At 59.0% G+C, this 25,526-nt stretch carries 22 protein-coding genes; 11 read left to right on the forward strand and 11 right to left on the reverse strand.

Going from position 1 to position 25,526, the window contains the following annotated elements:
- Window positions 1–23 precede the first annotated feature (23 nt).
- A complete protein-coding gene (locus tag ABIB60_RS10055) occupies window positions 24–803 on the reverse strand; it encodes an XRE family transcriptional regulator (protein WP_354579594.1) in 780 nt (259 codons plus the stop codon).
- 203 nt (window positions 804–1,006) lie between these two features.
- On the opposite strand from ABIB60_RS10055, the gene ABIB60_RS10060 reads away from it, so the two are divergent.
- From ABIB60_RS10060 to ABIB60_RS10100, 8 genes are all read left to right on the forward strand, one after another.
- Entirely contained in the window at window positions 1,007–1,420 is a 414-nt protein-coding gene (locus ABIB60_RS10060; RefSeq protein ID WP_354579596.1) for a CesT family type III secretion system chaperone, read from the forward strand.
- Window positions 1,421–1,581: 161 nt separating this feature from the next.
- On the forward strand, window positions 1,582–2,286 hold the full coding sequence (locus ABIB60_RS10065) for a PspA/IM30 family protein (protein WP_354579597.1): 705 nt from the start codon (window positions 1,582–1,584) through the stop codon (window positions 2,284–2,286).
- A 66-nt stretch (window positions 2,287–2,352) separates the two neighbouring features.
- Window positions 2,353–3,012 (forward strand): hypothetical protein, encoded by a 660-nt coding sequence (locus ABIB60_RS10070; protein WP_354579598.1) that lies wholly within the window; start codon window positions 2,353–2,355, stop codon window positions 3,010–3,012.
- A 169-nt stretch (window positions 3,013–3,181) separates the two neighbouring features.
- Complete coding sequence (locus tag ABIB60_RS10075; protein WP_354579600.1) at window positions 3,182–5,350, forward strand: flotillin family protein; 2,169 nt, start codon at window positions 3,182–3,184, stop codon at window positions 5,348–5,350.
- A 103-nt stretch (window positions 5,351–5,453) separates the two neighbouring features.
- Window positions 5,454–5,882, forward strand: a complete 429-nt coding sequence (locus tag ABIB60_RS10080; protein WP_354579602.1) for an endonuclease domain-containing protein — start codon at window positions 5,454–5,456, stop codon at window positions 5,880–5,882.
- Window positions 5,883–5,976: 94 nt separating this feature from the next.
- On the forward strand, window positions 5,977–10,998 hold the full coding sequence (locus ABIB60_RS10085) for a DNA repair ATPase (protein WP_354579604.1): 5,022 nt from the start codon (window positions 5,977–5,979) through the stop codon (window positions 10,996–10,998).
- 12 nt (window positions 10,999–11,010) lie between these two features.
- The gene (locus ABIB60_RS10090; protein WP_354579605.1) at window positions 11,011–11,436 is read left to right on the forward strand and encodes a DUF3592 domain-containing protein; all 426 of its coding nucleotides are present in this window, start codon (window positions 11,011–11,013) and stop codon (window positions 11,434–11,436) included.
- Window positions 11,437–11,987: 551 nt separating this feature from the next.
- A complete protein-coding gene (locus ABIB60_RS10100; RefSeq protein WP_354579608.1) occupies window positions 11,988–12,260 on the forward strand; it encodes a pyridoxamine 5'-phosphate oxidase family protein in 273 nt (90 codons plus the stop codon).
- Here the strand turns inward: ABIB60_RS10100 and ABIB60_RS10105 are convergent.
- The 3 genes from ABIB60_RS10105 to ABIB60_RS10115 all read right to left on the reverse strand — a co-directional run bounded on the left by ABIB60_RS10105 (window position 12,252) and on the right by ABIB60_RS10115 (window position 13,494).
- Window positions 12,252–12,593 carry a DUF5615 family PIN-like protein gene (locus ABIB60_RS10105; RefSeq protein WP_354579609.1) on the reverse strand — a complete coding sequence of 114 codons (342 nt, stop codon included), beginning with the start codon at window positions 12,591–12,593 and terminating at the stop codon, window positions 12,252–12,254. The two genes, ABIB60_RS10100 and ABIB60_RS10105, sit on opposite strands and share 9 nt — an antisense overlap.
- Before the next feature lie 6 nt (window positions 12,594–12,599).
- The gene (locus tag ABIB60_RS10110; protein WP_354579611.1) at window positions 12,600–12,833 is read right to left on the reverse strand and encodes a DUF433 domain-containing protein; all 234 of its coding nucleotides are present in this window, start codon (window positions 12,831–12,833) and stop codon (window positions 12,600–12,602) included.
- Window positions 12,834–13,329: 496 nt separating this feature from the next.
- Complete coding sequence (locus ABIB60_RS10115) at window positions 13,330–13,494, reverse strand: hypothetical protein (protein WP_315999298.1); 165 nt, start codon at window positions 13,492–13,494, stop codon at window positions 13,330–13,332.
- Window positions 13,495–13,835: 341 nt separating this feature from the next.
- Here ABIB60_RS10115 and ABIB60_RS10120 point away from each other — a divergent pair, with 341 nt between their 5' ends.
- A complete protein-coding gene (locus ABIB60_RS10120) occupies window positions 13,836–14,687 on the forward strand; it encodes a hypothetical protein (RefSeq protein ID WP_354579612.1) in 852 nt (283 codons plus the stop codon).
- Window positions 14,688–14,768: 81 nt separating this feature from the next.
- Here ABIB60_RS10120 and ABIB60_RS10125 read toward each other — a convergent pair whose 3' ends face one another.
- Window positions 14,769–15,680, reverse strand: coding sequence for a hypothetical protein (locus tag ABIB60_RS10125; protein WP_354579613.1), 912 nt, complete (start codon window positions 15,678–15,680; stop codon window positions 14,769–14,771).
- A gap of 139 nt (window positions 15,681–15,819) precedes the next feature.
- On the opposite strand from ABIB60_RS10125, the gene ABIB60_RS10130 reads away from it, so the two are divergent.
- A complete protein-coding gene (locus tag ABIB60_RS10130; protein ID WP_354579614.1) occupies window positions 15,820–16,011 on the forward strand; it encodes a cold-shock protein in 192 nt (63 codons plus the stop codon).
- Window positions 16,012–16,091: 80 nt separating this feature from the next.
- Here ABIB60_RS10130 and ABIB60_RS10135 read toward each other — a convergent pair whose 3' ends face one another.
- A complete protein-coding gene (locus ABIB60_RS10135) occupies window positions 16,092–16,583 on the reverse strand; it encodes a gliding motility lipoprotein GldH (protein WP_354579616.1) in 492 nt (163 codons plus the stop codon).
- Window positions 16,584–16,592: 9 nt separating this feature from the next.
- Window positions 16,593–18,164 carry a PSP1 domain-containing protein gene (locus ABIB60_RS10140; protein WP_354579618.1) on the reverse strand — a complete coding sequence of 524 codons (1,572 nt, stop codon included), beginning with the start codon at window positions 18,162–18,164 and terminating at the stop codon, window positions 16,593–16,595.
- A 405-nt stretch (window positions 18,165–18,569) separates the two neighbouring features.
- On the opposite strand from ABIB60_RS10140, the gene ABIB60_RS10145 reads away from it, so the two are divergent.
- Window positions 18,570–19,373 carry a M57 family metalloprotease gene (locus tag ABIB60_RS10145; protein ID WP_354579619.1) on the forward strand — a complete coding sequence of 268 codons (804 nt, stop codon included), beginning with the start codon at window positions 18,570–18,572 and terminating at the stop codon, window positions 19,371–19,373.
- A gap of 546 nt (window positions 19,374–19,919) precedes the next feature.
- Here ABIB60_RS10145 and ABIB60_RS10150 read toward each other — a convergent pair.
- The 4 genes from ABIB60_RS10150 to ABIB60_RS10165 all read right to left on the reverse strand — a co-directional run bounded on the left by ABIB60_RS10150 (window position 19,920) and on the right by ABIB60_RS10165 (window position 25,086).
- Window positions 19,920–22,526 carry a S8 family serine peptidase gene (locus tag ABIB60_RS10150; RefSeq protein WP_354579620.1) on the reverse strand — a complete coding sequence of 869 codons (2,607 nt, stop codon included), beginning with the start codon at window positions 22,524–22,526 and terminating at the stop codon, window positions 19,920–19,922.
- Window positions 22,527–22,741: 215 nt separating this feature from the next.
- Complete coding sequence (locus ABIB60_RS10155) at window positions 22,742–23,596, reverse strand: hypothetical protein (RefSeq protein WP_354579621.1); 855 nt, start codon at window positions 23,594–23,596, stop codon at window positions 22,742–22,744.
- A gap of 64 nt (window positions 23,597–23,660) precedes the next feature.
- Entirely contained in the window at window positions 23,661–24,449 is a 789-nt protein-coding gene (locus ABIB60_RS10160) for a UDP-2,3-diacylglucosamine diphosphatase (RefSeq protein WP_354579622.1), read from the reverse strand.
- On the reverse strand, window positions 24,424–25,086 hold the full coding sequence (locus ABIB60_RS10165) for a LutC/YkgG family protein (RefSeq protein WP_354579623.1): 663 nt from the start codon (window positions 25,084–25,086) through the stop codon (window positions 24,424–24,426). Before ABIB60_RS10165 ends, ABIB60_RS10160 begins: the two co-directional genes overlap by 26 nt.
- Between the last annotated feature and the right edge of the window lie 440 nt (window positions 25,087–25,526).

Raw genomic sequence — 25,526 nt, forward strand, 5'->3', positions numbered from 1 at the left:
CTCAGGTCAACGAAACCGGGCCCCTATCCCAGCCGGGCTAGCAGCTCCTCTACCTGCCGCTCCAGCCGCGTTACGCGGTCCTCGATGCGGGACGGGGGGCGCAGATGGGTGGTGAATACGGCCTTCACTTCCCAGATTTCCAGAGCCTGGTCGAGGGCAAACTCCTGGGCGCCATAGTCGGGGTTGTCAGCGCGGAGTTTGAGCACGGTGGCCGACAGGCGCTCCGCCAGCCGCCGTACCAAGAGGCTATTTTGGGTCACAAAGGCGTAGATACGGCCCGCGCGCAGTCCGGCCGCCGCCGCTTTATCCACGCGGCAGCAGAGCACCACGTCCTGGTGGCGCAGGCCCTGCTGCTGGTGCTGCATTTCGGCCCCTACTATTTCAAAAGCGCGGGTAGTGGGCCCTAGCTCGTGCGGAAACGTGAGGGATGGTAAGGCATCCACGAACGCCGAGTTGTGGTGCTGCACAATGTATTCGAGCAGGCGGGTGGCGGGTACAAAGGGCGTTAGGGCCGCTTGCTGGTCGGCGTGGGCAGAATTGGGGGCTTGAGCTGGAGTAACTTCCTGCTTAAAAATATCGAAATGGTAGAGCTCGTTTACTGTCAACTCTTTCGTAAGTAGCAAGTCCACGGACAAGCCAAAATGCTGAGCAATCTGGATGAGCGTTTCCATTTTGGGCTCTGACCGGCCTTCTTCATAGGCACCCACGCTGGGACGGGCTAACCCAAAAAGCTCCGCAAAAGCGGCCTGACTGAGCTTTTTGACCGTTCTTATCTTCCGAATGTTCTTACCAACGTAGGACATAGCGTAAAAAATTATTCGCTCACAATTTGAGCATATCTCAAACTTTGAGTACACTTGCATCGTAAAGCTACTATAATACCGCCAGCCTCTCGTATCCTACGCTCCTTTTTTGAGCAACTACTTGTTACTGCTTCCAGGGTCAGCCAGTTAAGCCCGGGCTTTTATTCCATCTTGGCCGCTTCTACACTCTCTCCCTCCATTATATGGCCAACCACTACTTTCCCAAAATTCAGAGCTACCTGCTGGAACTGGGTTTCGATATGCAGTACCAAGACCCGGCTAATAACCTGCTGGTGGTAAGCAAGCCGGAGTTGGGTATTGACCACCTGGTGCTGGGCTGCGGCGAGCCACTGCTTATTTTGGAACAATACCTGCTGGATTTACCCGCCCCTAACTGCGACATCTACCAGCGCCTGCTGCAGAAAAACCGCGACATCATCCATGGCGCCTTCGTGCTGGATGAGTCGGGCCGCAAAGTCATTTTCCGCGACACCCTGCAACTGGAGCACCTCGACCGGCCCGAGCTGGAAGCCGTTTTCAACTCACTGGCGCTACTTCTTAGCGAGTTCAGCGACGAATTAATTGCGTTTTCAAAAGGAGGTATTGGGGACGCCTAAACGTCATGCTGAGCGCAGTCGAAGCATCTCTACCGCTTCGTTGCAATGGTGTTGGTTAGCCAGAGGTAGAGATGCTTCGACTGCGCTCAGCATGACTGTCGGCGCGACACTCCCACACAACCGAGTCCCCAAGTCCCTTCTAAACCAAGTCCCCAACAGCCATGAACCTCTTCAACCGCATCTTCAAAATCGGGCAGGCCGAAGCGCATTCGGCCGTTAACCAGCTCGAAGACCCCATCAAAATGACAGAGCAGGGCTTGCGCGACCTGCGCCAGGACCTCGACAAGGCCCTGCATGCGCTGGCCGAAGTGAAGGCCCTGGCCATCCGGGCCCGCAACGAAGGCGAAGCCGAACGGAACCGGGCCCTCGACTACGAAAACAAAGCCGTCCTGCTGCTGCAGAAAGCGCACCGCCAAGAAATAGAGGCCACTGAAGCCGACCGCCTTGCCACCGAAGCTCTGCTCAAAAAAACCCAGCACGAAGCCCAGGCCGCCCGCGCCGTCCAGGATCAGCAGAAGTTTGAAGCGTCGGCCCAGCAACTTGACCAGAACGTGCAACAGCTTAAAAGCACCATTTCGCAGTGGGACAACGAGCTAAAAACCCTGAAAGCCCGCGTAACGGTAAGTACAGCCACCAAAACCATCAATCAGCAGTTGGCCCAACTTGATTCGTCGGGGACGGTGGCCCTGCTGGAACGTATGAAGGAGAAGGTGGCGACAGAAGAGGCGCTGGCCGAATCGTACGGGCAGATTGCCAATGAAAGCAAGTCCATCGACCAGGAAATTGAGAAGGCCCTGGGTAAAGACGGCAGCGGCCAAGCCTCAGCTGATTTGCAGGCCCTGAAAGCGAAACTAGGATTGGAATAAGCATTAATAACTTCCCCTGTTCGGCACCGGCACCTTACGTATACCTCTACCTTGCCCGATATGCCTATGACCGAACTTTTGCACGCGGCCGTTTCGCCCCCCAACGTGCTGGCTACCGGCCTGCTGGTGTTCGTGCTGCTGTATTGGCTGGTTGTTATTCTGGGGCTACTCGATTTCAAGACCCTGGACGTGCAAACCGGCCACGACTTCGACGTACCCCACGATGTACACGTGGGCACCGACGCTTCCGGTATGGGCGTCAGTTGGCTCAACCACGCACTGGCGTTTTTCAACCTGGGCCGGGTGCCGCTGATGGTGTTTTTGAGTTTCGTGGCCCTGCCGCTGTGGGTGGGCAGTATTCTGCTCAATTACTACCTCGGCAACGAATCCTGGCTGCTGGGCCTGGGGCTACTGGTGCCGCTGTTTATTGGGAGCCTGCTGCTGGCCAAGGTGCTCACGCTGCCGTTTGTGCACCTGTTTGCCGCTATGGAACGCAACCACGACGAGGGCGCCCAGCCCCTGGGCAAAGTGTGCACCGTACTGCTGCCCGCCACCCATGAGCGGCTGGGCCAGGTTAGTGTACAGCTCCGGAGTGGTGCTCCGCTGATGCTCAACGTGCGGGCCGCCTCCCCCACTACCGAGCTGCGCAAAGGTGATTCGGCCCTAATTATTGACTACGACGCCCAGCGCCGCTGCTACCTCATCGAGCCCTACGACGTGGCCTGATTCGGTTGCCTTTCAGGCAGCCTAAGCTGGTCGGTTTTTTTGGCAGGTCTGGCACCACGCACTATACCTTTTGCTTCCTTTGTCAGAGCCTGCTTTGTTAGATTATAAAAGCTAGCGGGCCATTTCCATCTTTCCCTTCTCTTTGACTCTACTCCTACTCCTTACATCCATGTTAGAACAACTTTCCCTGGTGGTAATTGTCATCATTGCCGTCCTCGTGCTGGGTTTCCTGGCCATTGTGGCCCGCATGTACCAAAAGGCCGTGCAAGGCGAAGCCCTGGTGCGCACCGGCCTGGGTGATACCAAAGTGTCGTTCAGCGGCATTTTCGTGGTGCCCATTCTGCACAAGCTGGAGGTAATGGACATCAAGCTCAAAACCATCGTTATTGCCCGCGCGGGCTCCGAGGGGCTGGTGTGCAAAGACAACCTGCGGGCCGATGTGAAGGTGAACTTCTTTGTGCGGGTCAACAAAACTGAGCAGGACGTTATCAACGTGGCTCAGAGCATCGGTGCCCACCGCGCCTCCGACCCAGCGGCACTGGAAAGCCTCTTCGACGCCAAGTTCTCCGAGGCGCTGAAAACCGTGGGCAAGCACTTCGATTTTATTGAACTGTATAATTCTCGGGAGCAGTTCAAGCAGGAAATCCTGCGCATCATCGGCACCGACCTCAACGGCTACGTCCTTGACGACTGCGCCATTGATTACCTGGAGCAAACCCCGCTGGCTGCCTTGAACCAGGATAATATTCTGGACGCCGAGGGCATCAAAAAGATTATTGCCCTGACTTCGGAGCAGAAAATTCAGGCTAACTCTATCCAGCGGGAGCAGCAGAAAACCATCAAGAAGCAGGACGTAGAAGCTCAGGAAACCATTCTGCAGCTGGAAAAGCAGCTGATTGAAAACCAGGAAAAGCAGAAGCGTGAAATTGCCAACATCAAGTCGCGGGAGCTGGCCGAAACCGAGAAAGTGATGCAGGAAGAGCGCCTCAAGGGCGAAAAGGCCCGCATTGCTACCGAGGAGGAAGTGCGCATTGCCGAGCAGAACCGGGACCGGCAAGTGCTGGTGGCCGAGCGCAACAAGCAGCGCACCGACGCCGTGGAAACCGAACGCGTAGCTCAGGCCAAAGCCTTGGAAGCCAACGAGCGGGAGCGGATTGTGGCCCTGGCCCAGATTGAAAAGGAAAAGGCGCTGGAAGAGGAGCGCAAGAACATCCAAACCATCATCCGGGAGCGAGTGGTAGTAGAAAAAGCCACCGTGCAGGAGGAAGAACGCATCAAAGACACCCGCGCCCAGGCCCAGGCCGAGCGGGAAAAGCTGGTGGCCATTACGGCGGCCAAGCAGGAGGCCGAAGCCGCCACGGTAGCCTTGGTCGGCAATGCCGACATGGAGCGCCAAGCCGCCGAGTTCCGCGCCAAGCAGGCTCTCATTGATGCTGAAGCCGAGAAGGCCGCTGCTGAGTTCAAAGGCCAAGCCATCCGCACCCTCGCCGAAGCCGAAGCCAGCAAAGCCACGGCCGTAGGCCTGGCCGAAGCCCAGGTGATGCAAGCCAAAGCCACGGCCCGCCAGAAAGAAGGTGAAACCGAAGCCACCGTGCTCCAGCTCACCGCCGCCGCCGAAGCCCAGGCCATTCAGGCCAAAGCTGGCGCCCAAGCCGAAGCCGACGAGAAGCTGGGCCTGGTTGCCGCCAAAATCAACCGCGAGAAAGGCCTCGCCGACGCCGACATCATCCAGGCCAAAGCCGACGCCGACCAGAAGAAGGGTCTGGCCGAAGCCGCCGTATCGGAGCAGAAGTTTGCAGTGGAAGCCAAGGGCATCGAAGCCAAGGCCGACGCCATGAAAAAGCTCGACGGCGTGGGCAAAGACCACGAAGAATTCAAGCTGCGCCTCGATAAGGAGAAGTCGGTGGAGCTGGCCCAGATCAGCATCCAGAAAGACATTGCCGCCTCCCAGGCCGACGTTATCGGCGAGGCCCTCAAAGCCGCCAAAATCGACATCGTGGGTGGGGAAACGATGTTCTTCGACCAGATCATCGGCTCCATCACGAAAGGCAAAATGGTAGACCGTGCCGTGCACAACTCTGAAGTGCTCGGCACCGTGAAAGATGCCTTCTTCAGCACCGATGGCGGGGGCGACTTCAAGACCAACCTCCGCCGCTTCGTCGACCAGTTCGGCCTGAGCAGCGAAGACATGAAGAACCTCAGCGTCTCAACTCTGCTGCTGAAAATGATGAATCAAGCTGGCGACGACGCGACCCGCGCCACCATTACGCAGCTGGCCAGCACGGCATCCGCCTTGGGTATCGGGGATAAGAAGGTGGGGACGCTGGAGTTGAGGTAACCCCACCCCCGGCCCCTCCCCTCGGGAGAGGGGAGCCACGGCGGCGCAGTTGATTCTGATATCTTGATTCAGCATAGTAAAATAGTGCTAAAAGCTATTGAGTATGAATCAGGATTTTGATGAGCATTCACTTTATCCTTTTGGTATGTATACCACGGATGCCAAGCGGTGGATCAAGGGGTTGAAGGAGTATGCCCGGGCTAACCGAAAGAATCCTACCTCGGCCGAAAAGCATCTGTGGCAAGAACTGCGCGCTCATAAGCTGGGCGTGCAATTTCGCCGCCAGCACGCTATTCAGCAGTTTATTGTCGATTTCGTTTGCCTTCAGGCCTGGCTAATTATTGAAGTCGATGGCAGCATTCACGACGACGCGAGCCAAGCAGAATATGACGGCGGCCGCACCCACAACCTGCAGGAAGCGGGCTTTCTGGTACTGCGCTTCACGAATGAAGACGTGCTACACCATACGCCGCAGGTTCTGCAAACCATTACCGAGCACCTAAAAACGCTCCTACCAATTCAACAAGGATAGCTGCCTCAGCTTATCACGAATCTAAAACCAACCACCTAACGTCAGGCTCCCCCTCTCCCGGAGGGGAGGGGGCCGGGGGGTGGGGTCCCACCCCATGGAACAACTAGAAACCGGCACCTACGAAATCCTGCGCAACCGTCTGCTTAAGAGCAGCACCGACTTGCGCCAGCGGCTGGATAAGCTCAACGCGGAGCGCAAGCAGGTGTTTGGGGCCGTGGATACGCGCCTACTGGGCACGGGCCGCATTACTACGGAAAACAACTGCGTGCCCTGGGACATGGTGCCGGTGGGGCAACGCTTCATTTTTGGGTACAACGTGACCTTGGGGCTGAAGGCGGAGCCGGATTTGGCCGACGTGTTTGGCGTGTACGAGTACGCCGCGCACGACTTCCGGCCGCTGGGGCTGGAGCTGCTGCAGAACCCGCAGTTTCTGGAGGAGTTCCGCAACCTGTACCGCTACTACAAGAACACCCAGTTCGTGAAGTTTGCGGTGATTGGCACACACCTGTTCATGGTGTTTCGGGTGGGCAAGAGTGCTTCGGACGTGAAGACGTTTAAGTGGCTCCTGCAGGGCGACACGCTCACCTACCTCGACAACCGCTCCGACCACGAGTACTTTTTCCCACCCCAGCACGAGTTTCAGTGGAAGCGCGCCACCCGCGACATGCAGCGCGGCGGCAAGCACCCCCACATCAGCATCGAGGACAAGGTGTTCGTGGAGACGATTGGCGGGGATTTGACAATCAAAGTTGAGGACAACACCAGCACCGGCCACGGCATCCTGAGCGAGCCGGTGGACGACAAGGACCAGACCCTGGACGACTCGGAAATATACTTTGCGGTGGTCGGCAACCTGATTCTGCTGAAAATTCGGCCCTATCAGGAGCAGACGTACCGCTACTTCATCTTCAACCACAAGCTCAAAACGGCTCAGCGCCTCGATGCACTGGCCGATGCCTGCGTGCTGCTGCCCGACGGGCAGGGCCTGATTTTTCCGCACGGCTTCTACTTGCAAACCGGCGACAATAAGCTCTTCGACAACGGCCTGCGCGACATGCTGTTTGAGAAGCGCGTGGCTTCGCCCAACGGGGAAGATTTTCTGTATGTGTTCTTCCAGAAGGAAGCCGGCATTTATCTACTGCTGAGCTACAACCGCATTGCCCAGCGCGTGGATAACCCCATTGTGTGCCACGGCTACGCCCTGTTCGAGAACGGGGAGCTGTGCTACTTCCGGGCCGACGATGAGCCCAAGAAGCACCACGCCGTGCAGATCTGGCAGACGCCCTACACCGCGCCCGATTTCGAGCTGCCCGTCACCTCCGATTCCTACCTCTACAAGCTGGGCAACAAGGAGATTGTGCGCGCCATGAGCGAGGTGCAGGAAGTGCTGACGCTGACCGGCAAGGACGATTCCTACGCCGGCCTCTACCTCGACCTGATCCGCCAGACCACCGCCCTCACCGACGCCTACCACTGGCTGCGCGAGCCCGCTGCCCAGGCCCTGGCCGAGCCCCTGGGCGACATCCGGCAGACGGCCACAGCCGCTGTGGAGGAGTTTGAGAAGGTGCAGAGCATCCGCAAAAACACCGCCCAGCAAACCCAAACCGTTTTCCAGAAGGCCGACGAGCTGATGGGCCGTATCCGACGCTTGGCGCCCGATACCGTGACGGAGTTTGTGCAGCTGCTGGGCGAGCTGCGCGGGGTGCGGGGCGAGGTAATTTCCCTGAAGGAGCTGCGCTACGTGGAGCTGCCGGCCGTGGAGCAGCACGCGACTGGCCTAGAGGAGCTGAGCAAGGAAGTAGCCACTCAAACCGTGGACTTCTTGTTGAAACCCGATGCCCTTACGCCCTACGCCCAGCGCGTGCAGGCCATTGCCGACGGTGTGGAGCTGGTGCAGAAAACCGTGGAGGCCGACCAGCGCGAGCAGGAAGCCACCGCCGTGGCCCAGGAGTTGGAATTGCTGATTGAGGTCGTGAGCAACCTGCCCATCCCCGACCCCACCCAGACCACGGCCATCATCGACAACATCTCAACGGTGTACGCCCGCTTCAACCAAATTCGGGCGGCGCTGAAACGGCGGCGGCAGGCTCTGGCCGGCACCGAGGCCCAGGCCGAATTCACCGCCCAACTCAAGCTGCTGGAACAGGCCCTCACCAACTACCTCGACCTGGCCGACACGCCCGCCAAGTGCGACGAGTACCTGACTAAGCTCATGGTGCAGCTGGAGGAACTGGAAGGCAAGTTTCCCGACTTCGACCAGTTTATCGAGCAGCTCACCACCCGGCGCGAGCAGGTAGTAGAAGCTTTTGAATCGAAGAAAACGGCTCTGGTGGCGGCCCGCAACCAGCGTGCCACGGCCCTGCTGCAATCGGCCGAACGGCTGCTGAAAGCCGTGCAAAGCCGCCTTACCCGCCTGGAATCGGTGGCGGATATCAACGGGTACTTTGCTGCCGACGTGATGGTGGAGAAGGTGCGCCAGACCGCCCAGGAGTTGCTAGGCCTCGGCGACTCGGTGAAGGCCGACGACGTGCTTAGCCGGCTGAAAACTCTGCGCGAAGACGCCGTGCGCCAGCTCCGCGACCGGGCCGACCTGTTCGCCGACGGCGGCCAGACCCTCAAGTTCGGCCCCCACGCCTTCACCGTGAATACCCAGCCGCTAGAGCTGACCGTGGTGCTGCGCGACGGCGACCTGCACTACCACCTCACCGGCACCAACTTCTTCCAGAAAATCAACGACCCCACCCTGCTGGCCGCTAGGCCAGTGTGGGAGCAAACCGTCGTGTCGGAAAACCAGGATGTGTACCGGGCCGAGTTCCTGGCCTGGCGCATTCTGCAGGCGGCCCAGCACCCCACCCCCGCCGACCCGGAAGCGGGCCGCCCCGCCGTGCTGTCCGTACCTGAGCTAGGCTACCTCAGCGCCGCCGAACTACTAACCTACGTGCAGCAGTTTATGGCCGCGCGCTACCAGGAAGGCTACCTCAAAGGTGTGCACGACCACGACGCGGCCCTGCTGCTCACGGCCCTGGTGCGCCTCACCCGCACAGCAGACTTACTCCGCTACCCCGCCGACACCCGCGCGGCCGCGGCCCTCTACTGGCTGCGCTTCGCCGACCCCGACCAGCGCGCCCACTGGGAGCGGCAGCTCCAGGGCATTGGGGTGCTGCTGCAGGTATTCCCCGATTCGCAGGAGTTCGATGAGCTGAAAACCGAGCTGCAAGCCGCCGTAGAAACCTTCGCCCGGCAAACCGGCCTCTTCACCCTTAGCCAAGGTGCGGAAGCAGGCGACTACCTTTTCCACGAGCTGACCCACACCGGCACCTTCATCATTGCTGCCGAAGCCGCCGAGCTGTTCCAGCAGCTCCAGAAGCAGCTGCAGGAGCGGCAGGCCACGGAGCTGTTCCAGCAGTCCATCAACCAGCTGAAGGACCAGCCGGTAGCGCAGTTTAATCTGGTGCGGCAGTGGGTGCAGGCGGCGCAGTTCCGCGGACCCCACCCCCCAACCCCCTCCCCGGCGGGGAGGGGAAGCCAGACGGTTTCGCTTGCCAATCAAGCGCCTCTACCTTCATTCCAGAACGCACCCCTCCCCACCGGGGAGGGGCTGGGGGTGGGATCCACCGGAGTGGCCCTCGAAACCGCCGTCCTCCTGCTCACCAACTCCTACGACCCCGCCCGCGTCGTCCACACCCCCACCCGCGAAACCCTCGAAGGTTTCCAGGGCAGCCACCCGCGCATCGAAACCAACAACCAACAACCACAAACCACAAACCAATACCACCTTAACTTCCCCGACTTCCGGCGCCGGCTGCTGCACTACGACCGGGTGCTGGTGCCGCAGTTCGAGCAATTTCAGGAGCTGAAGAAGCAGCTGTTGGTGCAGGCCGCCCAGGACATGCGCCTGGAGGATTTTCGCCCCCGAGTGCTTACCTCCTTTGTGCGCAATCAGCTGATTGATAAAGTGTATCTGCCGCTGATTGGGGCCAACCTGGCTAAGCAAATCGGGACGGCGGGTGAAGGCAAGCGCACCGACCTCATGGGTCTGCTCCTGCTCATCTCGCCGCCCGGCTACGGCAAAACCACGCTCATGGAGTACGTGGCCAACCGCCTAGGCCTCATCTTCATGAAGATCAACGGGCCGGCCATTGGGCACGCCGTAACCAGCGTAGACCCCGCCCAAGCCCCCAACGCCGGGGCGCGGCAGGAACTGGAGAAGCTGAACCTGGCCTTCGAGATGGGCGACAACGTGATGATTTACGTGGACGACATCCAGCACTGCAACCCCGAGTTTCTGCAGAAGTTTATCTCCCTCTGCGACGCCCAGCGCAAGATTGAGGGCGTGTACGAAGGCCGCGCCCGCACCTACGACTTCCGGGGCCGCAAGGTGGCAGTGGTGATGGCCGGCAACCCCTACACCGAAAGCGGCGACGTGTTTCAGCTGCCCGACATGCTGGCTAACCGCGCCGACATCTACAACCTCGGCGACATCCTGAGCACCGGCTCCGAGGAAGCTTTCCGCCTCTCCTACCTCGAAAACGCCCTCACCAGCAACGCCGCCCTAGGTCGCCTCGCCACCCAAAGCCCCCAGGACGTGCCCGCCCTCATCCGCCTGGCCGAAACCGGGCAGCAAGACGGCCTGAGCCTGGAGGGCAACCACACGCCCGAGGAGTTGAACGAGTACGTGGCGGTGCTCCAGAAGCTACTGCGCCTGCGCGACGTGGTGGCCCGTGTGAATGCGGCCTACATTGCCAGCGCCGCCCAGGCCGACGCCTACCGCACCGAGCCGCCGTTCAAGCTGCAGGGCTCCTATCGCAACATGAACAAGCTGGCCGAGAAAGTGCGCCCCGTGATGAACGACCAGGAAATCACGGACCTGCTGGCCGCCCACTACGAAAGCGAAGCCCAAACCCTGACCAGCGCCACCGAAGCCAACCTGCTCAAGCTGCGCGAGCTCCTGGGCTGGCTCACTCCCGCCGAAGAAGCCCGCTGGCAGGAAATCAAAGCCACCTTCCGCGACAACCTCCGCAACTCCGGCGCCGGCCAGCTCCTACAAATGCTCGACAAGCTGGAAAGCATTGCCGGCGGCTTGAGTGGGATTCGGGAGGTGCTGAAGCGGGAGTAATTCTATGTAAGTATGAGTGCTGAACTTCAAGTATTCATGTGGTTTATTCTAGGGGCCGCATGCCTACTATCCGGTAACATTTTGCGCAATAAACATCAACGCCTAGCTCAGGACGGCAAATCAACCACGGGCATTGTTACCAGTGTTATCGACGACTCTTGGCGCAAGATTTTCGGCGACAGAGGTATATATCACTATTCTATTCGCTTTGTCACCGATGACAAACGCTGGATTTCTAAAAGCTACACCACCTTACTTAATGACTTAGAAAGACATTATCGTGAAGGGGAGAAAATTGACATACTTTATAATTCTACCGACCCAGAGGAGTTTATCGTCGGTTCATCACCCGGCAGTTTAGGCCCTAAAGTATTTATGCTTATTGGCATTGGATTTATATGTTACTCTGTGTGGATACTTTTGAATGCGGTTGAATGATTCGAGTATTTATCTATTCGTACCAAGAACACAATACTTGCTGTGGATGCTGTACAAAGGCATGAGAGAGCAATATAGATAGGGATACAAGAGGAATACGCCTATCACATCTAGTATGATTGACACAGTATTCATCTTATCCTTCTTGGGCGTTGCCAGCTTGATTGGTGTACTTATCTTTTTAAACAGAGGGCAGTACAGCCGGATAGAGATTCTGAGGCGAGGAATACGCACACAGGGAGAGATTATGGACTTAGACCTATACGGTTTAGACCTACTCTACCGCTTACCCACTGTGCGCTTTAAAATTCAGAATGGGCAGTACGTAACATTTACTTCGTCCGCAAAAACCTCTGTAAACGAAGTCAGAAAAGGTCAGAAAGTGGAAGTGTGCTATCTTACGATAGCACCGGAGCAGTTTGTAATTGTTTCGGGACTGGATGTCTTAATCAGATCAGAGACTCAAGCAACTAAAGGTTCTTATCGACTTGCCAAAGGGGAAGAACTGAGTTCAAGAAGACGCAAATAACCCTGCTAAACCATTCTACCGCATGGGCAAGAAATGCTCCGCCATTAGTGTTGACACCCAGACGTTTATCGAGCAGCAGCACGCATTCTTTGTGGGCACGGCCGCCGCGGCTGGGCGCGTCAATATCTCGCCCAAGAGCCAGGATACCCTGCGCGTGCTCGACGAAAACCGCGTAGCTTTGCTGAACCTGACCGGCAGCGGCAATGAAACCGCCGCCCACCTGCTGGAGGTCAACCGCATACCCCTGATGTGGTGCGCCTTCGAGGGCCGGCCGAATGTAATTGCTCTACCCTAACCGCAACAGCAGCATCCCAAACTCCGTCTGTGTCCCCAGAAACTCGCGCAGCTGAGGCAGCCGGGCCAACAGGAACTCGGCTAGTTTTGCTACCGGCACTTGCGCATTCTGTACGGCTACCACGCGGGGTGGGAACCCTTCGGCCAGCACCAGCCGCAGAAAATCTTCATCCTTGGTCAGCACATCGAAGCCGTGCTGCCGGGCATAGCGCCAGATAGTAGTATCCGGACTGTTATCTAGGCTGATATCTCGGACGTGTAGTACCTCCGTGCAGTGGGCGCGCAGGTAGGCTACCAGCCGCCAAGAAATGTTCTCGTCGAGCAGTAGGCGCATAACAGCTTACGCCACCGATAGCAGCACCACGCTTTCCTTGTAGGCTGCATACAGCAGGCAAGCCCGCACCTGCTCCGGCCCAATAGCCGGAAAATCTTTCGCTATGTCGGCTGTGCTCATGCCGTTGGCCAGCATTTCCAGCACTTCTGCCACCGTTGTGCGGGTCCCCTTTACAATAGGCTTCCCAAAGCGCACCTGCGGGTTCAGCTCTATATAGGCTGTAATATCAGCGGTATCCATAGCAACGCAATACGTGGAAGGTGTACTTCAAAAGTAACAAAAATACCCACCTGAAGCCGGATACCTCCTACCTCGTTATCCAGCCAAATTTCCCTTTCTCCCATGGGCAAGCAATAAGCCGTCATCAGTGCCGACATTCAAGCGTTTATAGGAAGCAGCACCTGTTCTTTGTGGGTACGGCCGCTGCGGATGGGCGCGTCAATATCTCGCGGAAGGATCAGATTACCAAACCGAGCGCAACGAGCTAAACCGCTCCATGGAAAAGCGCGGCCCCGAGCAGGTAGAGCAATACTGGCACAACCGCAACGCCCTCAGCCTCGACGGCAAGCCCACCGGTATCTGAGCAGACTTGCAACAGCAGGACACTCTCACGCTTCCCCGGATGCCTCTAGCGCACCCAGTTGACGGTAGAGCTTCACTTAGCTGAAGTACCGGGTGGCCCCCACTGCTTTGCACTTAAGCCCTCATCAAGGGGCATACTGCGGCTATTGAGGTGCTAGAGCGAGATACGCACGTGGGTGAGCGGTTCGCGGGCGTGCTGATGACGCTCCGGCAGCTGGGCGGCCTGATGCGCCAACCCGCCGCTCTGGGGCGAATCTGTGTGCTGAATAAGGCTGCGTTTGAAAAGTGGCAACCATACCCGGTGTTGAGCTGAAGGCATGTGCAGGGAGCAGGAGTGAGGGGAAGGCAAGCAGCAACTGGCTCACCCAATAGGCTTCGGGCTGAGTGGTATCCTCATTGGAGCATTAGCACCGCGCCAAGGAGTTGGGCCGCAACGGCGGAGTGCAGCGAGCGGCCCAACTCCTTGGCGCGGCAACAAAGGCAGCTAGTATAAGCATCCAACGAGGGTAGGAACGTAGTTCTTGTCAACAAGGTACCGCTTTGCTTACCCCTGCCCTAGCGCACGGAACCAGGAAAATCCCCAATTTCGGCGGCCGAATTCCCCTGCTCGGCGTAAGTCGGCAGAAACTCGGTTAGTTCTCGTCACGGGCTCCGCTTCTTATGGTTGTTTTCTTACGCATTGTTCTGGTTTTGCTGGTAGTTACCGCCGTGGGCTGCACCTCCAACCAAGGGCGGGGCACTTTTGCGGATGCTTCCAGGCAGTATACCATCACGGAAATTGGCCGCATCCATGCCAAAGCCCAAGAGAGTTCGGGCCTAGAAAACGCCACCACCCAGGGCGACCTATGGACCCACGCCGACGGCGGCAATACGGCCCGCCTCTACCGCATTACCCGCCAGGGCGACCTGCTGCAAACCCTCGACCTTGAGCCCCTGCAGAATATCGACTGGGAATCACTGGCTCAGGATGAGGAACACCGCCTCTACGTGGGTGATTTCGGCAACAACAAAAACAAACGCCGCAACCTGCGCGTGTATCGCCTCAGCGGCCCCGAGTTCCGGCAGGTGGACACCATTATCTTCAACTACCCCGATCAGCGCGTATTCCCTCCCCGCAAGGCCCAGCGTAATTTTGACTGCGAAGCGTTTTATTACCACCAGGACAGCCTCTACCTCTTCACCAAAAACCGCGGCAACAGCGGCATAGTGAAGCAATACGTGCTACCAGCCCAGCCTGGCCGCCACACGGCCCGCCTCGCCGACAGCTTGGCCCTGCCTACCTGGGTTACCGCCGCCGACATCAGCCCCGATGGGCACCGGGTGGCTTTGCTGGGCGAGGGACAGGTGTATCAGTTTGAGCGCCTGCCCGGCCGCCGCCTATTCGATGGCCTGAAAACCACCATTCCGCTAGCCAAATCAGGCCAGGCTGAAGCCCTGGTCTTTATCAACGACCGGGACTTTATATTCAGCAACGAGAAAGGGGCGCTGTATCAAGCTGTCTACCACCCGTAACGCCCGACCAAGGCCGCCGGAAGCGGCCCCAGTCGGGCGTTGTAGCAGGCACTGAGCCGCAGAGGCCGCGGCTGTGTAGCCTTAGTCGGGGGAGCCAGTGCGGCCGGGAGTAGGGCCATAGTCCGGCGACTGTTCCGATTGGGTCTGGTCGTCGGAAGCAGCTCCGTAGTTGCGGGCCGCATCCTGGCGGTCGAAGCCGCCCTGGGCCGGGGAGCCCCCGGCTTGGCCTGCTTCCGCCGAGTCGTATTCGTCGTTGTAGGAGCCTCCTTTGGAGCCGAAGCCCGTGGCTGCGCCGCCCTGAGCATCTGGGGAGCCCGCAGCCGTGTAGCCACTGCGTGGCCCGTTGTTGGGGGTTGAGTCGGCCTCGCCGGCAGCATCCGTGGCATTAGTAGGCTCGGCGCCGGTATGCAGCCCCTGCGGGCCACCCTCCGGGTGGTTGGGCGTGTAGTCCTCTTGCTGGTTGCGCTGGTTGGTAGCAGGCTGACCTTCCCCCGAAAGGCTGCCTCCCAGGGAGGAAGTTCCGTAGTCGGCTGCGTAGCCTGAGTCTGGTCCTTTAGGAGCCGCATTATCGTTGGCGAAGTGCGTGCCCACCGCCGAGCTGGCAGGGAGGGCCGCGCCTACCGCCTGCGTACCGAAGCTGCCGTTTTCCTCGGAGGGCAACCCAGCGGGCCGCTGCTCCCGCTCCCCCACGTAGCCCGTGGTGGCGGCCGGAGTTTCCAGGGTGCCGACGTATGTGTTTTCGCCCCGGCTGGCTTCGTTGCCGTAGCCGCCCTGCGTTACACCCTGCCCCGACTGACGGCCAAACTCCCCGCGGCTGGCGCCGGCTACTTCATTTTGTTCGTGGTTGAAGTCATCGGCGAAAGGCTGCTGCCCGGTAGTGTTGGCGGGGGTTTGCAACTCAGCTGGCATACTATTCTGCTCCGGAGTGCGGGAGTGGTTTTGCTGGGCCGCCTGCTCGTTGGCGGGTGAGGTAGGAGTGGGTGAGTCGGGCATTGGAGGGCAGTGTGAAGTGAAGAAGTGCCTGTTCATACGCAGCCCCGGCAGCGGCGTTCCATGCGTAGTTCTTTTACCAATCTGAAAAACCATGTAGATTTACCCCCATTCTTTCAACCCACAACCGCTTACACCCGCTATGAAAACCGGCAAAGTGAAGTTTTTTAATGAGTCCAAGGGTTTCGGCTTCATCGTTGATGATGAAAACGGCCAGGAAATTTTCGTACACCAGACGGGCCTGATCCACGAAATCCGCGAAAACGACCGGGTGTCGTTTGATCTGATTGACGGCCGCAAAGGCCAGAACGCCGTGAAAGTGGAGCGCATTTAAGTTTCTACTACCAGCAACAAAAAGGCCCACCGGAATAGCCGGCGGGCCTTTTTGTTGCGTACGTGGCCGCAGCCAGCAGCTTACTGCGCGTGCTTTACTACCCGTACGCCCACGGCCATAATACCCCGCAACTGATCTTGGCGCATGTACTGCTCCAGCACAATTTTGTACGGGCCCGTTTGAGAAAATTTCTGGTTGGGCAGGGCCAGAAACCGGTGGTCAAAAATGTCGCCGGAACCGTCGCCGCGGGGTTCGCCGGTTTGCGGGTCCATCAGCAGCATCTGGTGCAGTAGCCGCGAAATTGGCTTGCCATCGGGTCCGGTCAGCGTGTGCCGCACGTACAAATTGTAGTACTCGTAGCCGGAGGCGTTCCGAACGTTGAAGTACACATCGTAGCGCTGCGTTGTATCAGGAATTTCAAACTCAAAAGCCGGCTTCTCCTGCACCGCCCACACGTAGGGCTCCCCCAGCGGCGACTTCAGGTCCGTGTTCTTTTCGTATACCTCATTGGGGTTGCAGGCAGCCAACAGGCCAAGGCCCAGCATCGGCAGCAAACGGCGGAAAAAACGCATACGCAGCAGTTAGGAGGCGGAGGGAGTAGCACCATCCGGGGTAGTACCCCGGCCCGAGCGGCCGCCGCGCCGCCCGGAGCGGCCACGGCGGCTTTCGGCGGCGTCGCCAGCTGCCGGGCTTGGCCCCTCCCCACCCTGAGAAGCGGCGCGTGGTGGCCGGTTGGCTCCTTCCCGGCCGGGCCGGCCAGCTTCAGGAGCCGGGCTGCCCGTGTCGTTGCGGCCGGCTTCAGGCCGGCGGCCTTCGTTGCGGCCCCGGCCCCGGCGGTTGAGCGGGCGGGCGGCGGCCCCACGGGGCCGGGCACGCTCTTCGGTTGCCTCCGGGCCAGCTGCCGCCGGGCTTGAGGCCGTTGGGGCATCTTCCGTTGGTGCAGGACGAGGCTCCGAGGAAGCAGGACGGGTGCTACGACCCGGGCGCGGCGCTGCCGGTAGCGCCGAGGTTGACTCATCCCCTCTCTTCTTCTTGCCCCGCTTGCTGCGCTTGGCTGATTTTATCTTATCGTCGAGGCGCTCCAGCGAGCCTTCTACAATGGCCGTTACCTCCGGGGCCTTTTCCTCCTCGCGGATGGGCACCAGCAGGCTGTCGGGCTTTTCGCCGCGCTTGTTCATTTCCTGCACTTCCCGCACGCGTTCAGTAGGCACTACCACCCAGTTGTTGTCGCCGCGCACGGCAAACCACATTTTGCGCCGGAATATGTCGGTTTTCTGCAGGGTGTAGTCGCCTTTTTCCGTGAGCAAGGGGCGCTGCACCTGCGGAATGTCCTTCAGGGCATCCAGGTAGGTATCCAGCTCATAGTTGAGGCAGCACTTCAGGCGTCCGCACTGCCCCGAAAGCTTGGCGGGGTTCAGGCTCAGGTTCTGGTAGCGGGCGGCGGTGGTACTTACGCTCTTGAAGTCGGTAAGCCAGGTAGAGCAGCACAGTTCCCGCCCGCAGCTCCCGATACCGCCCAGGCGGCCGGCCTCGTGGCGCAGCGAAATCTGCCGCATTTCTACCCGCACCCGAAACTCATCGGCCAGGCGCTTAATCAGGTCCCGGAAGTCTACCCGGTCATCGGCTGAGTAGAAGAAGGTGGCGCGGGTACGGTCGGCCTGGTACTCCACGTCGGAGAGCTTCATTTTCAGACGCAGCTCATCTACCACGGCCCGGGCCCGGAACATGGTACCGGTTTCCAGGTCGCGCACGGCCTGCCACCGCTCGGCATCCTGGTCGGTAGCCACCCGGAGAATGGGGCGGATATCCTTGGAGTCGAGCGGTACTTTCTTCTTTTTCATCTGTAGGCGCACCAGCTCACCTTTCAGCGAGACGTGGCCGAGATGCCAGCCATTGCCGGCAGCTTCCACCACCACGGCATCCCCGGTAATAAGCGGCAGGCGGCTCTGGTTGCGGAAGAAATCTTTGCGCCCGCCCTTGAAGCGGACTTCTACGAGGTCAAATTCTTTAAAGTCACTGGGAACATCCAGGTCATGGAGCCAGTCGAAAACGTTGAGGCGGGTACAGCCGCTGCTGCAACTGCCTTTGGAGCCGCAGCCCGAGACAGATGAAGTTGAGCAGCCCCCACCGGAGGAGCAGGATGAGCAAGCCACGGCTTGAAGGATCTATATGTAAAGCGGCCGGAAAGGCTGGCCGCGCGGAATGGGTTGTTTACAAAGATAGAGAATTAGCCGGGGCCATGCTTGGCGGCTGATTCAGGCAACAGTTGGGCATTTTTTACTTCGCCTGCTACTGCCCAGCTACGCTTCCTCGGGCCCCAGCAAAACGCTTGTGCGCTGGTAACCCGAATGTGGGCTACTACGCTGAAAATGCATTTTTCATCAAAAATTCACAAACTACTATAGTCCTATTACACCTCCGCTAGTCAGACTAGTAAAGCTCATCAGGCATGCAATATTTCGTATATAATTTTGATAATTTAACAGGCATTGTTTTGAAATATCATTAACAAGAACCTATGTTTGTCACGTTCTTCATCCACTCCACAACCAAAATTCATGAAAACTTTTAAAGTACTCGCCCCGCTTGCCATGCTGGCAGTTACTGGTTTGTCGCTCTCGTCATGCCAGGAAAAAGCCAATGTAGAAGTAAAGAATGAAGTGTCGGAAGCCACCGTTAATCAGATTAAAGCATTGGGCTTTACTGCTGCCGGTGCCCAGAAAGTAGAAGGCGGTGTGCTGGTGGAAGGCGACATCATGCTGACCAACGAAATGCTGGCTAGCTCCCCCGATTACAGCATGCTGCGCGTAGGCCAGGATGAGCAGTACCGCACCACCAACTTGGTTACTGGCCTGCCCCGTACCATCACCATCCGCGTGGCCAGCAGCCTGCCCTCCGCCTACATCACGGCTACGGACGAGCTGATTCGTCGCTACAATGCGGAGAACCTGCGTATCCGTTTCTCCCGCGTTACCTCGGGTGGCAACATCGTACTGAGCGCGGCTCCTTCGGGCTCCAGCTACCTGGCTTCGGCCGGCTTCCCCTCGGGCGGCAACCCCTACGGCTCGGTATCGGTTAACTCGGCTGCCATCGGTACGGCCAATGCCTCTACCTACATTGCTACCATTCTGGCCCACGAAGTTGGTCACTGCATCGGCTTCCGCCACACCGACTACATGAGCCGTCAGTACAGCTGCGGTGGCTCGGCCGTGAACGAAGGTGCTAGCACCGTTGGTGCCATCCTGGTACCCGGCACACCTTCCAGCCCCGATCCAAACTCCTGGATGCTGGCTTGCATTGGCTCGGGTGCTAACCGCCCCTTCAACACCAATGACCGCACGGCTCTGAACTATATCTACTAAGCTCCGGCTTAGCAGGTAATTAAACAGCCCCCACTCTGCGGAGTGGGGGCTGTTTGTTTTTAGCTCCCTCGTAACTAAATGGTAGCAGCAATTCCAGCGCATGTGGCTGCTGGCAATAAGGCTGTTAGGCACAATGCTGTGCAACTTGCCACCTGCAAGAGACGAAGCCGGGTGGTAGAGTAACAGGTTTAAAACAAGGCGCACGGTATTCCGCCTGAAATGCGGCTTGTCTTCCTACCAACCACATCAATTAGGTACGCTCCCCGACAGAGCGCTAATCGAGTGCCGGCTAATTCGCGCAGCAAAGCACCGTAGTTTCATCAGGCAGTGCCAAACGACTAGGCAATGATTATCTGGCAGCTGTACCGCCGGCTTTCATCTAGAATACGGCTTCTCTACATAGTAGCTCCTCTTCGGCCTCAGACTTAGCAGGAAAGACCCAGCGGCCATCTGTGCCCGTTTATTGGGGGATGCAGTAGTCTGAACCAACATTTCTTTACTCAGTGTTTCCGGGGCCAGCCGGCTACTGGTGGAAGTTGGTATACCCTACATAATCACCACGCGGCGCGTTACTTCCCGGCTGCTGCCCCGCGCACTTACCCGCAGAAAGTATATTCCGGGCTTCAGCCCCTGCGTTTCCAGGCTCTTGATGACGCCGGTATCGGTGAGGCGCTCTAGCAGCAGCCGGCCGGTAGCGTCGAACAAGCGCAAATGTAGCTCCTGATCCTGGGGGCCTACAATAGTGAGCGGTTCGCCGGCAGCTACTGGCACTGGATATACCAGCACGTCGGCCGTAGCAGGCACGTAATAGATTTCCTGCAGCTGGCTATAGAGCACCCGGCCGCTCTCGAGCTGCAGACGCGCCCGGTATTCGGCCCGGCCCACCACGGGTTGGGGGTCCGTGAGAAGTACGTTCAGCGCAGTTGCCGACATTACGGTTTGTACCAGCTCAAAGCTACCATCGGCGGTGCGGCGCTCCAGCCCCAGTGTCTGCACCCGGAAAGTGGAGCCCAGCAACAAGTCGAACTGAACCGTATCCGTGACTAGCTGCCTGGGCAGAAACGACCGAACATAACAGCCGTATTCGGGCAGCGTAACATCAGCAGTACTGCCCCGCTCTCCCACCCGCCCCTGCAGTATGGGGGCCACGGCATAATAGCGGGCTGCCGCCTCAGCGGGCGTCAGCAGCAGAGTAGTATCGGTAAGCAAGCGGTAGGGCTCCAGGTGGGTGGCGCCCAGCACGTACACCTGGTAGTGCGTGGCACCGGGCACGCGGTGCCAGTTCAGCAGGGTCTCCTCGGGGCAGCTGTAGGCCGTATTGAGAGCCAGGGGCCGGGCCACGACAAACGTATCCGAAACCGTTGCGCCCGCGCTGGTGAGCAGACGCAGCTGAGCCGCCTCCGAAGTAGCCGGGGGCGTCCAGCGGAAGGTTTGCTGCGCTAGGTCCACGGCGGAGCTGATGGTGTTCCAGCCAGCTTGCCCAGCCAGCTTGTACTCCAGGCGGGCCGTGGTGGCCGGCCCGGTCCACTGCCAGCGCAACAGTGCCGCCTCAGCGGCGCGCAGGTTACGGGCTTCGGATGGATGCACCCAGGTTAGGCCGCTTTCCAGCTCATAGGCGATACTGAAGGACTGCGGCCCCTGCCCCAGCTGGTACCCCTGCACCCGAATGATCCAGTCGCCGGCCGCCGGGTTATCAACAGTAACCTGCTCCACATTGTCGCGGTGGTTGGGGCGGCGGCGGGCGGGCTGGGCCAGGGAATCGAGGTGCGGAAACGTGCTCAGCGTCCAAGGGTGCCAGACCTGGCCCCGGTCCATATTAAGTAGAGTCAGGTCCAGGTCGTTGACGAGCGTGGTAGCCGCGTTGGCGGCGGCAGCAGGATCGGTCCAGGTCAGGGTTACTTTCACTCGGTGGGTACCGGCTGGTATGGGCAGGGAAAACAACCCGCCCGTTCCCTGCTGGGCAATGCCTTCCTTAAACCGGCCTTCGAGCATGGTTTCCACCGCCCCCAGGGCATCAACCTGGCCGTAACCTGCCACAAAATCTACATTGGGGCGGCCCGTGTCGTCGGCGGTATTCAGCAACGCGGCTTTCACCAGCGCCGCCGAGGGCAGGTTGCCCGTGCGCAGCTTGTGAGCGTGCTGAGTGAGCAGGCTGACGCCCGATACCAGCGCGGCCGCATCGGAAGTACCCCCGTCGCCGAAGGCAACCAGCTCCGGCTTCACCCGACCGTCGGCGGCGGGCCCTCGGGAGCTTAGGGGCGCAACCTGCCCCAAGGCATCGGTAGCACCCACACTCAGGCTGTTTTTAGCATTCTTGAATTCTCCGGTGAGGTTGGCCGTGCCGGCTAAGCCGGTATAAGTGCCGGCCGGAGCGGGCCGGTTGCCAGCATTACCCGAAGAAAAAACGTGGAGCAGGTTAGGATATTGGTAGGTCTGCTGGTCGTAGGCCCGGGCCTCGAGGCCGTAGAAGTTTTCCACGCTCACCCCGTAGGAATGGTTTTGCACCGATATGCCCTGGGCGGCGAGGCCGGGCCCATCATCGGGCAGCAGGTTATCGTAGCTGGATTGCGCAATGCGGGCTTTCCAGGCCGCTCCTTTGCCATTGGGTGAGGAGTTGCCGCCGCCCGCAATAAGCGTAGCCATGATGGTGGCGTGCGAGTTTAGCAGCGCAGCCTGGGGGTCGGGGTTGATGAGGCGCCCTTTGAAGTCGATATCCTGAATATCAAGCGGGCTTTCCTTCACTGAAACTGCCAAGCCCTGCCCCGTTACCTGGGGGTAGCGGGCATGCGTGGTAGTTACCTTATTAACAGTGAAGTCGGCGCCGTTGAGTTGGCGCTCCGGGTGGGCCTGCCGGTCGGCGGCTTCCACGAAGGTTACCGCCGGGCACTCTGCCAGCGCCGCCGCGGCCAGGCCCCGCACCCGCCATAGCCGGGCATGGCCGGGCTCGGGTTGGGCCTGAGCCTTAGGGTACCGCTGTGCCAGCCACTGCCGGAAAGCTGCTTCATCCGTGACGCTTACCCGCAGCAGGTGGCGGGTGCTTTTCTTATCCATTCCGGGAGCCAGCCGACTGAGTTGCTGCGCCGGGGCCACCGAAGTTCCAAGCATGAGTACAACCAAGAGCAGGCCAGCGGAACGGAATACGGGAAGGAGCATACGGTAGAAATGGCTGTGGAGGGCAACAGAGCGGCAAATACCCCCCGAAGGGGCTATTCCCAAATGTAACCAGAAATCAGCCGAGCCGAACCACGGCGCACTTGCCTCCAGAGATGAAATTTTGGCCAAGTACCGCACCTACCAAAGGGCAGCAGCCCACTGAAAGCCCGCCATCAACTCTACTTTTGCTGCTTCAGGCCAGCCAACGCTTTCTATTACAGCTTGTACACCTGCAAGCCCTCGGGCAGCAGCAGATAAGCGTACTGTTCCCCTACCAGCACCTGCGTGGCCCCGGTCACAGGCAGGGCTTCCAGCCGCTCCGTTAAGTTGTAGAGGTGGAAGAAGTGGAGCCCGTCGGCGGCCGTGTAATACAGCTCATCCCCCCGAAAGCCCACGACAGACGCTCCCCGAAAAGGCAGCTTTTTGCGGTAATTTCCCAGGTTATCGAACACGTATACCCCGCCGTTATAGTCCACCAAGTACAGGTTATTCTGGTACTCGCGCAGAAACCGAAAGTCGGGCCGGGTGCGGCCAATCAACAGGTCCAGCGGCGTGGTAATGGTAAAGCGTTTCTGCACCACGTCCAGCTGGCGCAGGGTTAAGTCCGATTCGTTTAGTAGCCAGTACCGGTCGTCGGGGGCTAGCGTAGCCACGCGGGCCTGCCCATCAAGGTAATCGGACAAAGTCAGCTCCGAAATGGGGGCCAGAAACCGGTCCAGCAACACTATCTGCTGACGGTCGTCATAAAACACCAGCACCTTGGCCGTATTCCAGGCTTCTACCTGCATGGTGTGGCCGGGTAACGTGGGGGAATAGGTGTTCAGCGCCTGGCCATCGGGGCTGTATTGATGCAGGTTATTTTGCGCATCCGTCACGTACACATTGCCCCGCCGGTCGAGGGAAGCGGCACCGGGCCGCGCCAGCTTAACAGTGCGTACCAACTCCCAGCCAACCGGTGCAGCCTTGGGGGCCGGCGCGCTAACTACTGGCGCAGCCTGCCCGGCAGGCGCCACTGAGCCTGCGGCCGGAGCCGTAGTCTGAGCTACCGCCAAGGATGGAATTGATAGCATAGCGCTTAACAGGACGAGGCCTGTTGCTACTCGCTTCCTGGCCTGCGGTACCGTATTCTCCGCTCTATTTCTGTTGCTCATAGTGCCGAAGGGCCAGTTGCTCACCGTCATATACGCCATAGGAGCAATAATTGACCCATTCGCCTAGGTTCACGTACCGGCTGCCCGGAGCTACTGCCACATCCAGCGGCAGGTGGCGGTGCCCAAACACGTAATACTCGTGCGGAAACTCCCGCTGCACTTCCCGGCAGTAGGTCAGTAGCCACTCATCCTCCCCGAAGTACTGCTCATCGGCCGCACCGTTTTGCAGGCGGCTGCGGCGGCTCCAACGGTTGGCAATACCAATACCCAGATTGGGATGCAGGCGCGCAAATAGCCACTGGGCCACCGGGGATGCGAATACCTGCTTTAGCATTTTGTAGGTATAGTCGCCGGGACCTAATCCGTCGCCATGCCCGATGTGAAACTGATGCCCGCCAATGCGCTGGCTCACCGGATGGCGCAGAATGGGAATGTTGAGCTCCTTGGTAAAGTAGTCGAACATCCACATATCGTGGTTGCCGGTGAAAAACGTAACGGGAATACCAGCATCCGTCAGTTCGGCCAGCTTGCCCTGCAACCGCACAAAACCGCGCGGAATGGCGTGACGGTACTCAAACCAGAAGTCGAAAATATCACCCAGCAGGTACACCGCGGCGGCGTCTTGGGCAGCCTCGTCCAGCCAGCGCACAATGCGCTGCTCCCGCTCCCGGGAGCGGGCGGCGTCAGGGGCACCCAAGTGAAAATCAGAGGCGAAATATACGCGGCGGCCGGGCGGCAGCGCCAAATCAGGTAGTTGCGGCGGGCGCGTCATCCAGTAAAAACAATACGATGCTGCGCGGGCCATGCGCCCCCAGCACCAACGTTTTCTCAATATCTGCCGTGCGGCTGGGTCCCGTCGTCAGCGACACCATCGAGGGCAGCTTGTCAGAGCCGTACTTCTGCTGAACCAACTCCAGCGCATTCCCGATGTCAGTAACTACCTGAGAGGTGCGGGCCAGAATCAGGTGTTGATCGGGGTAGATGCTCAGTCGCCGGCCGCTGCTCGTAGCCGCCGATACCAGCACGCTACCGGTGCGGGCTATTAAGGCCTCGCAAGTGGTTAGGCCAGCATCTGCCTGAGCGATGAAGTCGGCCTCGTCTCCCTGAAACACAATGTCGCCATCGTGCAGTAGTTTTTTCAACTCCGGCTCCCACACATACAGGCGCTCCAGCTCCTTCTCTTTTTTGTAGGCAAACAGCTGGTCATAAAAGTGCTCAACCGACTCACAGAAAAAGAAGACGCCCCCCACTCGCACGAAGCTTTGTGCAAATAGTACGGCCAGGTCGTCGGTGGGTGCGGGGCGTGGGTGCAGGGGTGCCGCAAAGTCGGGACGCTCCGGCTGGGGAGCCGGCTTACGTAACGACTCCCGAATCCGGCGCAGAATAATATCACGCGAAGTATCCGACATGGCGGTAAAGGTAAGAGGAATTACGCTCCAATCTGGCGGCGGCTAGGCGGGTGGCGCAGGCACGCTCGGAGTAGTTTGGAAGAAACCAAAATTGAAATGCAGCACAAAACTATGGCCTGCATCTAAACTAAAATATGCCTTCAACCTAACAATAAGGCTCCCATTGCCAACGAGAATCCGGTAGGGTATCCAGCAGAATTGAACATTCCTCAGACTGCTGATAGTTGGCATTTTTTTCGTATTCGCTAAGAAAAACTTGTTGAATATGAGCAATATACTCTCGGAGGCAGATTCTTTGGCGGTGCCTCACGTACAAGCGGCACCTGAAGCCACCGAAACTGATTTTGCCCAGTGGCTGATGCAACTGCTACCGGGAATAAGGACGGCAATAGCCCGCCATGGTTTTGCAAAAGGCCAGAATTTAGCGGCATTTCAACTAT

Origin of the sequence: Hymenobacter sp. UYP22, assembly GCF_040547285.1 — a bacterium.
Classification (GTDB): Bacteria; Bacteroidota; Bacteroidia; order Cytophagales; family Hymenobacteraceae; genus Hymenobacter.

What these genes read in the sequence shown, in the direction of transcription:
- ABIB60_RS10100 (WP_354579608.1), top strand. Translation starts at nt 11,988, where the DNA reads ATGGGCAAGAAATGCTCCGCCATTAGTGTTGACACCCAGACGTTTATC.
- ABIB60_RS10055 (WP_354579594.1), bottom strand. Translation starts at nt 803, where the DNA reads ATGTCCTACGTTGGTAAGAACATTCGGAAGATAAGAACGGTCAAAAAG.
- ABIB60_RS10130 (WP_354579614.1), top strand. Translation starts at nt 15,820, where the DNA reads ATGAAAACCGGCAAAGTGAAGTTTTTTAATGAGTCCAAGGGTTTCGGC.
- ABIB60_RS10145 (WP_354579619.1), top strand. Translation starts at nt 18,570, where the DNA reads ATGAAAACTTTTAAAGTACTCGCCCCGCTTGCCATGCTGGCAGTTACT.
- ABIB60_RS10085 (WP_354579604.1), top strand. Translation starts at nt 5,977, where the DNA reads ATGGAACAACTAGAAACCGGCACCTACGAAATCCTGCGCAACCGTCTG.
- ABIB60_RS10165 (WP_354579623.1), bottom strand. Translation starts at nt 25,086, where the DNA reads ATGTCGGATACTTCGCGTGATATTATTCTGCGCCGGATTCGGGAGTCG.
- ABIB60_RS10070 (WP_354579598.1), top strand. Translation starts at nt 2,353, where the DNA reads ATGACCGAACTTTTGCACGCGGCCGTTTCGCCCCCCAACGTGCTGGCT.
- ABIB60_RS10080 (WP_354579602.1), top strand. Translation starts at nt 5,454, where the DNA reads ATGAATCAGGATTTTGATGAGCATTCACTTTATCCTTTTGGTATGTAT.
- ABIB60_RS10120 (WP_354579612.1), top strand. Translation starts at nt 13,836, where the DNA reads ATGGTTGTTTTCTTACGCATTGTTCTGGTTTTGCTGGTAGTTACCGCC.
- ABIB60_RS10075 (WP_354579600.1), top strand. Translation starts at nt 3,182, where the DNA reads ATGTTAGAACAACTTTCCCTGGTGGTAATTGTCATCATTGCCGTCCTC.
- ABIB60_RS10125 (WP_354579613.1), bottom strand. Translation starts at nt 15,680, where the DNA reads ATGCCCGACTCACCCACTCCTACCTCACCCGCCAACGAGCAGGCGGCC.
- ABIB60_RS10110 (WP_354579611.1), bottom strand. Translation starts at nt 12,833, where the DNA reads ATGGATACCGCTGATATTACAGCCTATATAGAGCTGAACCCGCAGGTG.
- ABIB60_RS10160 (WP_354579622.1), bottom strand. Translation starts at nt 24,449, where the DNA reads ATGACGCGCCCGCCGCAACTACCTGATTTGGCGCTGCCGCCCGGCCGC.
- ABIB60_RS10155 (WP_354579621.1), bottom strand. Translation starts at nt 23,596, where the DNA reads ATGCTATCAATTCCATCCTTGGCGGTAGCTCAGACTACGGCTCCGGCC.
- ABIB60_RS10090 (WP_354579605.1), top strand. Translation starts at nt 11,011, where the DNA reads ATGAGTGCTGAACTTCAAGTATTCATGTGGTTTATTCTAGGGGCCGCA.
- ABIB60_RS10060 (WP_354579596.1), top strand. Translation starts at nt 1,007, where the DNA reads ATGGCCAACCACTACTTTCCCAAAATTCAGAGCTACCTGCTGGAACTG.
- ABIB60_RS10115 (WP_315999298.1), bottom strand. Translation starts at nt 13,494, where the DNA reads ATGCCTTCAGCTCAACACCGGGTATGGTTGCCACTTTTCAAACGCAGC.
- ABIB60_RS10065 (WP_354579597.1), top strand. Translation starts at nt 1,582, where the DNA reads ATGAACCTCTTCAACCGCATCTTCAAAATCGGGCAGGCCGAAGCGCAT.
- ABIB60_RS10135 (WP_354579616.1), bottom strand. Translation starts at nt 16,583, where the DNA reads ATGCGTTTTTTCCGCCGTTTGCTGCCGATGCTGGGCCTTGGCCTGTTG.
- ABIB60_RS10105 (WP_354579609.1), bottom strand. Translation starts at nt 12,593, where the DNA reads ATGCGCCTACTGCTCGACGAGAACATTTCTTGGCGGCTGGTAGCCTAC.
- ABIB60_RS10150 (WP_354579620.1), bottom strand. Translation starts at nt 22,526, where the DNA reads ATGCTCCTTCCCGTATTCCGTTCCGCTGGCCTGCTCTTGGTTGTACTC.